The organism is Nostoc cycadae WK-1 (assembly GCF_002897135.1).
GTDB lineage: Bacteria > Cyanobacteriota > Cyanobacteriia > Cyanobacteriales > Nostocaceae > Nostoc_B.
The window spans coordinates 89,648-100,123 of record NZ_DF978434.1 but is presented as its reverse complement, the minus strand read 5'-3'; the positions used below and the strand labels follow the sequence as shown (position 1 = coordinate 100,123).

Annotated in this window: 7 protein-coding genes; 2 read left to right on the top strand and 5 right to left on the bottom strand. The window is 39.3% G+C overall.

Translation table 11 applies throughout. The annotated features are described in order from the left end of the window. Positions 1 to 20 precede the first annotated feature (20 nt). Together NCWK1_RS20210 and NCWK1_RS20205 are read left to right on the top strand one after the other, a co-directional pair. Positions 21 to 1,007: a WD40 repeat domain-containing protein gene (locus NCWK1_RS20210; protein ID WP_103125997.1), complete on the top strand. Its 987-nt coding sequence runs from the start codon at positions 21 to 23 to the stop codon at positions 1,005 to 1,007. A gap of 210 nt (positions 1,008 to 1,217) precedes the next feature. Next, positions 1,218 to 2,207, top strand: coding sequence for a metal ABC transporter solute-binding protein, Zn/Mn family (locus tag NCWK1_RS20205; RefSeq protein ID WP_103125938.1), 990 nt, complete (start codon positions 1,218 to 1,220; stop codon positions 2,205 to 2,207). Between the two features lie 607 nt (positions 2,208 to 2,814). On the opposite strand, the gene NCWK1_RS20200 is transcribed toward NCWK1_RS20205, so the two are convergent. From NCWK1_RS20200 to NCWK1_RS20180, 5 genes are all read right to left on the bottom strand, one after another. Beyond that, entirely contained in the window at positions 2,815 to 3,312 is a 498-nt protein-coding gene (locus tag NCWK1_RS20200) for a DUF427 domain-containing protein (protein ID WP_103125996.1), read from the bottom strand. An 85-nt stretch (positions 3,313 to 3,397) separates the two neighbouring features. Then, positions 3,398 to 4,981, bottom strand: a complete 1,584-nt coding sequence (locus NCWK1_RS20195; protein ID WP_103125937.1) for an HlyD family type I secretion periplasmic adaptor subunit — start codon at positions 4,979 to 4,981, stop codon at positions 3,398 to 3,400. A 46-nt stretch (positions 4,982 to 5,027) separates the two neighbouring features. Continuing rightward, positions 5,028 to 8,030: a peptidase domain-containing ABC transporter gene (locus tag NCWK1_RS20190; protein WP_096578597.1), complete on the bottom strand. Its 3,003-nt coding sequence runs from the start codon at positions 8,028 to 8,030 to the stop codon at positions 5,028 to 5,030. Between the two features lie 421 nt (positions 8,031 to 8,451). Then, complete coding sequence (locus NCWK1_RS20185; RefSeq protein ID WP_096578599.1) at positions 8,452 to 9,123, bottom strand: 5'-methylthioadenosine/S-adenosylhomocysteine nucleosidase family protein; 672 nt, start codon at positions 9,121 to 9,123, stop codon at positions 8,452 to 8,454. A 167-nt stretch (positions 9,124 to 9,290) separates the two neighbouring features. Beyond that, on the bottom strand, positions 9,291 to 10,142 hold the full coding sequence (locus NCWK1_RS20180; protein ID WP_103125936.1) for a ferritin-like domain-containing protein: 852 nt from the start codon (positions 10,140 to 10,142) through the stop codon (positions 9,291 to 9,293). Positions 10,143 to 10,476: the final 334 nt, after the last annotated feature.

Below are 10,476 nucleotides of genomic sequence, written 5' to 3'. Positions count from 1 at the left end.
TTTATCATTTTTTTAGTGAAATGGTATCAGATTATGTCACAGCATTAGCTTGGTCTCCTGAAGGTGAAATTCTTGCGGCGACATCTGCGGCTGGAGAGGTGGTGCTATGGAATGATGGTAATGTCATAGAGTTGCAAAGTGGTAGCGGTAAATCTGTAGACTGTGTGGCTTTTTCGGCCGATAGCAAATTTTTAGCCGTTGGTGGACAAGATGGACAAGTCAAAATTTGGCGGGAACATGAACTTATCGCCACGTTAGAAAATGCACCAGCCTGGGTAGATAAGTTGGCTTGGAATCATACTAGTAACCAACTAGCTTTTAGTTTGGGGCGTTATGTGCAAGTCTGGGATGCAGATCAGCACGAGATAATCGTCACCTTAAATTTTGATAACTCCTCAGTTTTAGGGATAGATTGGCGCAGTGATGGCCAGTATTTAGCCATTGGTGGTTATCAGGGAGTCAAGATTTGGGAGAGTAAAAACTGGGATGAAGAACCATTCTTTCTGACTATGCCAACTGTCAGTGTAGCTATGGGTTGGTCGCCTGATAGCAAATACTTGGCTTCCGGGAATATGGATCGCAGCGTCACAGTTTTGGATTGGAGCAACCCCGACCCCTGGATTATGCGTGGCTTTCCTGGTAAGATTCGGCAGTTGGCATGGTCGGAAGCTACTACTGAAATAGGTGCGCCCATACTCGCATCTTCTAGTGTTGAGGGTATTGTCGTCTGGGAAAAGTTAGAGGATGAATCTTTAGGTTGGGAAGCGCGAGTGTTAACTAATCATGTGGATGTGATTAATGCGATCGCCTTTGCACCCCAAAGCTTTTTGTTAGCATCCGCTGGCGCTGATGGTTTATTGTGTTTGTGGACAGAAGCTTCGCAAGTATCCCAAATTCTCACAGGTGCTACCGCCGGGTTCTCCACCTTAGCTTGGCATCCCCAAGGTCAGTTTCTCGCCGCAGGTGGTGAACAAGGCGAGTTAATTATCTGGTCAAAAGATGTATAAAATTCCCTCATCTTTTTGTTGAACAATTTTTAATTGATCCTTTTTTAAACGCAAAGTAGCGCTGAGGTAAACACAGGGTACACAGAGTTTGTGTATCTGTTTTGCCATGAACTTATGCAATCTGATACTTAGTCCTGAATATCTAACATTTCACTGTTATTGATTAATAATGATGATCGTTATATTCAGTCTAGCTACTAGGAATTAATTATGCTAAACAAATTACTATTTATTCATTCCTTACGCGGTGCTTTTATTACCTTATTGATTGGATTGGTGGGTTGTGCAAGACAAGCAACTAATACTTCATTTACTCAAACCACAACAGTAGATGAAAATCTTCCTAAAGTTGTGGCTACAACCAGCATATTATGTGACTTAATTAAACAAGTTGCAGAGAATACAGTGAATCTCGCCTGTTTAATTCCTCCAGGTACTGACCCCCATAACTATCAACCAAACACAGCAGACCGTGAAACTATTGACCAAGCTAATTTGATTTTTTATAATGGCTACAATTTTGAACCAGGCTTGATGAGAATTATTAAATCAAGTAGCAATACTGCACCAAAAATAGCTGTAAGTCAGGTAGCAGTTCCTAAGCCACAAAGATTTATTGAAGATGGACAAAGAGTTATAGATCCTCATATTTGGCACAATGCTAAAAATGGGATCAAAATGTTGGAGGTAATTAGCAACAACCTAAAAAAATTAGAGCCTAATAATGCCGGAGTTTATAATAGTAATACTAAACGAATTAAAAGTGAACTAACTCAGTTAGATAGTTGGATAAAAACAAGAATAGCTACTATTCCTCGTGAGAAACGTAAATTAGTTACAACCCATAATGCACTGGCTTATTACGCCAAAGCATATAGTATTCCACTAGCAGGAGTTTTAGCTGGTATTAACCCAAATGACAAACCAACAGACGGACAGATAAACAATTTAGTTAACGAAATCCAACAAGCTAAAGTCCCAACTATTTTTTCTGAAACAAATATTAATCCGAAATTAGTTCAATCAGTAGCACAAGCAGCAGAGGTCAAAGTTTCTGAACGAGGACTTTATACTGATAATCTAGGAGAAACAAAAAGTGATGGTGATAGTTATCAAAAAATGATGGTTGCAAATACACGCACGATTGTAGAAGGTTTAGGAGGAACTTATTTAATATTTCAACCAAAAACTAGTAAGTAGCAAGATTTAATAAGTTGCTGGTTTATATGTTTTGCTATAAGCATTTCAGCATACATATTAGTCCGATTTGCGATCGCGTAAAGTAAAGGTTAGTGACAACACTCTAGAATTACCTACACGAGAATTAGCCCTTGCAGAAACATTTTTCGTCATCCCAGACAAACTTAAGCCGGAAACAATGGATAGATATTTCGCTTAATATTTATCAACATATTATGTAAGTGTTATAAGTCAAATAGTAAACTTTAGTATCAAATCCTATTCTGTTGATTTAGCTGTGATAATTTAGTAATTGAAGCTAAAAAGCTTCCCTGGCAGATTAACAGCCAATGTTCAAATTAGTTAAGAGGTAAAAACGCTGTTTGATTTCAATCTGTCTCGTCCTAACAACAACACCCAACTCGAACACTAATATTTCCTCTGCTTGGTAAACTGAGGCGTTGTAACTGATGATTGAAGATATATCAGTAACAGCCTAAAGTAAGTGATGAATGTGAGGAAATCGCTAAGTGAGTAGATGCTTGGGTGTTGTTGTTTTAAGTATTGATAGTAGGAAGAAGGTGACAGGTGAGAGGGTTTTGATTGTTTCAACTCAGTACTCAGAAACTTACCATCCCCAAGTACCTGGCCCGCCTTTAAATGGCCCGACAATATCGCTTGTAACCCAACCTCCATAAAAGTTTCCTGGTTGTGGTTGAACTTTTTCACCATCTAAATAGCAAGCATCCATCAGATGGACATAGAAGGCTACATAATCTTTAATTGAGGCAAAAGCGGTTGTCGGGCTGGGGTAATACCAAGCTGCGTTTTGGGCTTCTTTATCGTCAACGCGGATGGTGTAATAACCTGCGCGTCCTTTCCACTCACAAAAACTAGATTGGGGTACTGATATCAAGTATTCCATTTTGATATCTTCCGGGGGGATGTAGTAAGAAGGCGGATGACTAGTTTCTAAAACACGTTTGGCGTTGTGGGTGTCTGCAATGGTTACGCCGTTAAAAATTATCTGGATATGTTTGTTGGTAGGTTCTAAGCGCGGGGGACGGGGATAATCCCATACTGATTCTTGTCCGGGTGCAGGTTCGATGCGTTGAGGGAAAACCATACAGGTAGGTAAAAATAAATATGCGATCGCCTCTACTTTAGCGTAAATGCGATCGCCTATCACCCAATACGCAAAAATTGCGGATTTAGCGGACTTCTTTTAAACTGTCAATTTGCTTAGTAAACATCTCAGTAAATAGACTCATCACTGTTCTTTCTTCGCGCACCTTAATATTAACTGTGGTTGACATCCCTGACTGCAATGGTAGTTGTTTACCGTTGAAATTTAGTGCTTGTTTATCTAAAGATATTCGGGCTGGGAAACGATAAAATTTATGGGTTTCATCTGGTGGTAAAGCATCAGATCCAATGGAAATTAGCTCTCCTTTAATATCACCAAATTCGCTGAATGGAAAGGAATCGATTCTCACATCAGCTTTCATCCCTTCCCGCACAAACCCAATATCCTTATTCGTGATAAATACCTCAGCAATATAGTTATCGTTAGGGACTATTTGCAGGAGTTTTTGTGTAGCATTAGCAACAAAACCCGGATTTTTAACTTGTGAATCAAAAACTACACCGCTGACTGGGGCGCGTAGTTCTTGATATCTGAGATTGAGTTGAGCTTGCGAAATTTTGCTGTTAATATCTGCCAATCGCTGTTCGTTTTCCAGGACAATTTTGATAAACTGGCTATCGATATCAGCAATGCGTTGTTTATTTTCCGAAACTTTTTCTAAAACATTTTTCCCAGAAACCGCCACAGTATTAGTTAATTCTTGTCGTCCTTTTTCTATATCATATTTGAGACGTTTGTCTTCTTCTTGTAATTGAGCGACTTCGGCTTGCAGTGTTTGTACTTGTTGTTGTTGATTGAGATATTGTAGCTGAGAAATACCACCTTGTTCAGCTAGTATTTTCAGTTTATCGAAAATTTGCTGTTGAATAGCTAAACTAGATTGTGTATCGGCGATTTTAACTTGATTTTGTGTGAGTTGTTTTTTAGTTTTCTCAACTTCTAATTGTGCTGCATTTGCACGAGTTGCTAATTCTAATTTAGACACTTGTAAACGTTGTTGTTCGTCGACTCCCAGTCCTTGAGTATTGGTTGAATTTCTTAATTCTTTCCGCAACAATTCATTTTCACCAACTAATGCTGCGCGACTTTTCAACAAAAAGACTGCATCTGTTGGTAATCTACTCCGTAAAAATTCCAGTTCCGAGCCGACAGTATAGCTAGAACTCATCAAACGGCGATAAATTTGGTTTTCCCTAATTAGACTATTACGAACTTGAATTAATGAATTAAATTCTGCTAAAGTTGCCACAGTTTCAAAGGTTAGTAGTAAGTCTCCTTTGTTAACTTTTTGACCATCTTTGACATAAACTTCTTTGACTACGCCATTCACTGGTGCTTGCACATCTTTGACAGTTCCTTGGGGTTTTAATTGACCTGTAGCAGGTACAACTTGTTCAATTTTGGCAACATAAGCCCAAACAATGCCAAAACAAGCTAATACGATTAAGGTCAACATAATTGTGCGTGACCAAACCGGAGATTGGCGTAAAACAACAGACTGTTCAAAGTTATCAAATTTTTGATTAATTAAAGGCTGTTGTGAAACTTTATTTGACGATGTTAATACGGGTGATTCTGTTGTAGTTTCTGAAGGATGTTTACCGTTACCATTATTGCCATTGAGACGATTACCATTAATTTGAGTCATAGTAGTTTTACCTTTAATGAATAATTAGCGATTGACTATTGACCAATTACAAATTAACTTCTTGCTGTTGATAAAGGTAATAATAATGACCTTTAGCAGCCATTAATTCTTGATGACTTCCTTGTTCTATGACTCGGCTTGCATCCATGACAACGATAGTATCTGCATGGCTGACGGTGTTTAGGCGATGAGTAATGAAAAATACTGTGCTACCTTGAAAGGCTTTGGCTAAGTTTAAACAAACTTGGCGTTCTGTAGGGTAATCTAAGGCACTGGTAGCCTCATCTAAGACTAACAGTTTTGGTCGTTGGAGTACAGAACGAGCGATCGCAATTCTTTGGCGCTGTCCCCCAGAAAGTCCCGCACCTCTTTCGCCAACGCGGGTATTGTAACCGTTGGGTAAGCCCATAATAAATTCATGGGCGCAAGCTACACGCGCTGCTTCGATAATTTCTTCTGTAGTTGCTTCCGGGTTAGTTAAAGCAATATTTTCTTGTACTGTTCCATCAAACAACAATGTTTCTTGGGGGACTACGCCTATCTGTCTCCTTAAAGAGTAAAGTTCAACTTTGGCAATATCATAACCATCAATTAAAATTCTGCCTGACTCCACATCATAAAGTCTCAGCAGCAATTTCATCATCGTACTTTTACCTGAGCCACTCTGCCCAACAATACCGACAAATTGTCCGGCGGTAAATTCAATATTGATATTAGAAAGTTGCAGTGGCCCACTAGGTGTAAATCGGAAGGAAACGTTGTCAAATTTAATTGCACCGTCAATTGCTGGTAGAGGAATATTACCTCTGTCAGCTTCGCCTTCTTCTGGCGTATCAACAATATCACTTAATCGTTCTAAAGATAAGGCAGTTTCTTGGAAGTTTTGCCAGAGTTGTGCTAACCGTAAAATTGGGCCAGTAACATAACCAGAAATAATCCGAAAAGCGATTAATTCCCCTAATGTCAGTTCGCCTTGTAAAACTAAATAAGCACCTACCCATAAAACTAGTAAACTACTGAGTTTATTCAGAAAGCTACTAGTAGAATTTGCCAAGGTAGAGGTGACAACAGTTTTAAATCCAGCCCCCACATAACGAGCATAACGCTCTTGCCAAGAAAAGCGCGATCGCAATTCAATATTTTGGGCTTTCACTGTCTGAATACCAGACATTACCTCAACTAAATAAGATTGAGTTTCGGCGTTGCGTTCGGCTTTGTTGCGTAATTGTTTACTGATGGTGGGCGAGGCAATTAAAGTAATAACAACAAATATCGGAATTGTCCCTAAACCGACTAAAGTCAGTTGCCAACTGTAAAACAGCATGACAACAATATAAACTACTGAAAATAACGCATCTAACCCTACAGTTAACGCTGTCCCTGTGAGAAACTGCCGAATATTTTCTAACTCATTAATTCTAGTTGACAATTCCCCTACTGGTCGCCGTTCAAAATAGCGCAGTGGTAGCCGTAGTAAATGATCAATAATCTGCGAACCCAAACCCATATCGATGCGGTTTGTTGTATCAACAAATAAGTAAGTCCGCAAAGTACTAATTACAGCTTCAAATAGTCCCACTACTAACAGTAGCACTCCCAAAACATTCAAAGTGCTAATACTGTTTTGGACAATTACTTTGTCGATAATCAGCTGAATGACGAGGGGGTTAGCCAGTTGTGCTAATTGGACAAAGAAGGAAGCAATAAAGACTTCAATTAGCACTCGACGGTAGCGCGACAAATAAGGTAAAAACCACGATACACCAAATCGTTCTTGGGGTGTTTCTTTGGTAGCACTCAGCAGTAATACCCGCATTTGTGGCTGATAGTTACCTTCTTCAAGTTCTAAATGCGCCAGCAATTCTTTTGGTTTACAGCGTACTATACCTTGGGATGGCACACCAACCACAACATGATGTGCATCTGCGGCGTACAAAACGGCGAAATTTCCTCGATAGCGAATTAGTGCTGGTGTAGGAAGACGTTCAAGGGTGTTAGCAGGTAAATCTACTAACTGCGCTTTTAAACCAATTAATTCTGCTAAATAAGCACAAGCTGGAAAAGATATACTACCTTGACGTTTAATTTGCTCAGATAAAATGCGCCGGACAACTTCTCGACGCAAAGGAATTTGTAAATGCTGGGACAACATTTGAAAACAAGCAAAAGTCGCATTTACTTCTCCATTACCGCGAACGAAGGGATATTTTAAATATTTTTGTTGTTTTGGTGCTGAATAGTTTGCTGGAGTAATTTCGTCAGGAGCATAGGGAATATCTAACTCGTCTGTAATAGTTAGTTGAGTGTCATTAATAGCAAGTTCTTCAGACGGAGTATTATAGTTATCTAAAAATGATAAATCTTCTGGAGCGAACCCAATTAACCTTGCGGGAGTTCTTCCCAAAACTTCAATTGAACTATTATCACTTAATTCGACGCGATCGCCTGGAGCCAAATTCTTAATTTCGCCGCCACTAACAAACCAAATACTGTTGCTATCTAGTTTGTTATAGGCAGTTTTACCAGGAGATAAGTAATTTATTTTAGCGCTGAATAAAGCCTGTTCGGATAGTTCCTGAAAATTAGCAACAGCATTAGCTTGCTTGGCTATTTGTACACCTAAAACACTAAAAACTTCGGAGATGTTGCTGTGATTTTGGCGAGTTTTCGCAAATTCTGGATATTGTGATAATAGGCGCGAATATTCGTCAAGGTTTAAAGCTAAACATATCACTTCTGTGGAGGCGATCGCAATTTCACAAGGAACCTGACGCAAGAAACTAATTTCCCCAATTATTGCGCCTGGTTTGAGCAATTTTAAAGTAATTGCTGTTTGTGTTTGCGGTTCGTATCCCAAGAGGCGGACTTGTCCTTCATAAAGAAAGATGACTTTTTGCGGTATGCTTTCGTTACCAATAATTTTCTGTCCAATACGATAGCGCCAAGCTTCAAGTTTTTCCGAGATACTCACAATTACTTCTAACGGTAATTGGTCAAATCCTTCTAAAGTGGCGATAAATTCTTGAAACGCACTTTTAATATATGTCATACTTTAAATTTGATTTATTTCACCCTTTATTGATATTAAGAACTGCTTAAATCTTGACCTTAATCAAGATAATCAAAAAACAATTAATTTATATTATGGTTAGGTTAAATAGCTATATTAGCTAGGAATTAGCTGTACCTCTAACTCCTTTACGCTCTGACTTTCTGATTGCAAATCGGGGGTTCATATTAATTTATATTCTCTCGACAATAAATAATATAATTGCCAACTATACTAAGGAAGGTAGTGTTTTTATAAAATATAAAATATCACAACCTTATATATAAAAATCGTAAATTATTGGTTAAAAATTTTAAGTATTGATTCACTGCAAATGCTGCGTTGCAAGTAGGGAGTGGTGGAGCTTGTTTTATCAGGACTGTGTTCTGTTACAAAACCTGTAGACTGACGATAAAATCGGTTATCCGTTGATGAAGAGAGATTGAGTAACTTTTTCTAATACTTTTAACCCTTGTAAAGAGCCACGAATTAACCGAGTAGCGGCTATAGGTTGACGAATCAAACCCCATGCTAAAGGCAAAGTTTGCAGTGAACCATCAGCACTAATAGCATCTGTAAGGTTAGGAATATCATGTTGACAGTCATCACTAACCACACGTAACACGGTAACAGCTACCCCCATTTGCTGAAAAAATTGCACCGCGGCGAAACTTTCCATATCAACAACATCACTATCGGATGTTTGACCTAAATGAGATTTTTCTGTAGCAGACCAGATGACGCGATCGCTTGTCAATCCTTTCACCAGAGATAGTTGTTGATGTAAAGGAGAATACAACTGAGTAGTGAAACTGCGATCGCATTCTTGCACCTGTCCTTGATAAGTGCAATGTTGATACAACACTACATCCCCAACAGTGTAGCGCTGGCGCAAGCTTCCACACAAACCCATTACCAACACCTTTGATGGCGACACCTGCTGTTTATCCCATTGTTGCAAGTATTTAGTCAAAGGCTGCATCCCTACTGGTATCGATAAAACCTTTGGCATCAACTCTGTATTTTTACGTAAGCTGCGGCACACAGCTTTATACTCCGCACCCTGCGGCACTAAAATCACACTGTTCGTCATCATCTTTGTGTTGAGTATGAGGGAATGAAAGGGGTATAGAGGTGTAAGGGTATAGGGTAGAGAAATTCAAAAATCATAATTGAGCCTTGGAGCTAGTTCTTACCCCCACACCCCATACCTTACAACCTGATACTCTTACATACCTACACCCCCATACCCCCACACCCTTACACCCTTACACCCTCCGCAAAAGTTTTACGTTTTGGTAGTAACTGGAGCATACTCAAAGCTATGCTGGCGAGTCGAGGTAGCAGTTGCGGTTGCAATATTCGCGAGTCAAACTTACTCATTCGCCGTTGGTTTTCTTGAATGCACACTTTGAGAAATTTTTCAAGTGTTAAATCTTGACTAAACACACTAGCTCCGCTGGCGGTGAACCCAGCACCATTGGGGTCAGCTTCACCAAATGCCTTAATTACACTGCTCAAGGCTCTGCCGTAGTACCAGAGAGTTTTCACACTCCGCAGTGGTAAAAACCCATAACCACGTTGAATTTGCAAATCAGTGAACCAGTTGACAAAAAATACAATATGCCGTATCTCTTCATCAACAATTGAGTCAAAAATTGTGAAGATTTGCTCAGGAAGAACTCTGGCTTCACGGGCAATTTCAAATAAGCCAAAGGCAAAAAAAGAATCTAGACACTCTTCAAAACCAAATTCAATGAATGTCTGCTCAAGGTTGGTGGGAATTTCGATGGGTGGACAAGCAGGCATAGGGATGTCATAACGCTCAATAAACACTTTCAGTAACCGAGCGTGGCGAGATTCTTCTTCACCTTGGAGAGCGATCGCCTCTTGTAAAATGCCCCTGTCTAAAGTTTTGGCATATTCACTGACGATAACGCCCGCTTGGCGTTCTTTATTCAAAGCCTGACCCCAAAAAGGAATGCTTCGCAAAAGTTCCAAAGCTGCATTATCCAAATCAGGCCAAGGGAGATGTTCAGGCTCATATTCCCTGTAACTCTCCATAAAACTACGACAGAATAATTCCCTATGGTCAACAGAACCAATTTTCATAAGTAAAATTATGTGTGCTTAAAATTGCCGTTAGAACCAGGATGATGTAGTGAGTAACACAAGTTTGCTCTCAGCATAGAGTAATACATTACTGATTACCTAGTGCAGTTCGGCGTAAATAAACAGACCATCTGGAATTGCGAAAAGGCTTAGTATCACTATTCTTTCTTTTTCCTTTTGACTTTTTACTTTTGCCTTGTTGTACTAGTGCTGATTGCTCAGTATTAATTATTAAGTGTTTAAGTAGAAGAAATTTTTTGACCGTTTATCCTTTATGCTTTTTTAAGAAACTAATTAAGTAAAATTGCCCACCCCAAGAAACTAAACCACCCAA

What these genes read in the sequence shown, in the direction of transcription:
- NCWK1_RS20210 (WP_103125997.1), top strand. Translation starts at nt 21, where the DNA reads ATGGTATCAGATTATGTCACAGCATTAGCTTGGTCTCCTGAAGGTGAA.
- NCWK1_RS20205 (WP_103125938.1), top strand. Translation starts at nt 1,218, where the DNA reads ATGCTAAACAAATTACTATTTATTCATTCCTTACGCGGTGCTTTTATT.
- NCWK1_RS20200 (WP_103125996.1), bottom strand. Translation starts at nt 3,312, where the DNA reads ATGGTTTTCCCTCAACGCATCGAACCTGCACCCGGACAAGAATCAGTA.
- NCWK1_RS20195 (WP_103125937.1), bottom strand. Translation starts at nt 4,981, where the DNA reads ATGACTCAAATTAATGGTAATCGTCTCAATGGCAATAATGGTAACGGT.
- NCWK1_RS20190 (WP_096578597.1), bottom strand. Translation starts at nt 8,030, where the DNA reads ATGACATATATTAAAAGTGCGTTTCAAGAATTTATCGCCACTTTAGAA.
- NCWK1_RS20185 (WP_096578599.1), bottom strand. Translation starts at nt 9,123, where the DNA reads ATGACGAACAGTGTGATTTTAGTGCCGCAGGGTGCGGAGTATAAAGCT.
- NCWK1_RS20180 (WP_103125936.1), bottom strand. Translation starts at nt 10,142, where the DNA reads ATGAAAATTGGTTCTGTTGACCATAGGGAATTATTCTGTCGTAGTTTT.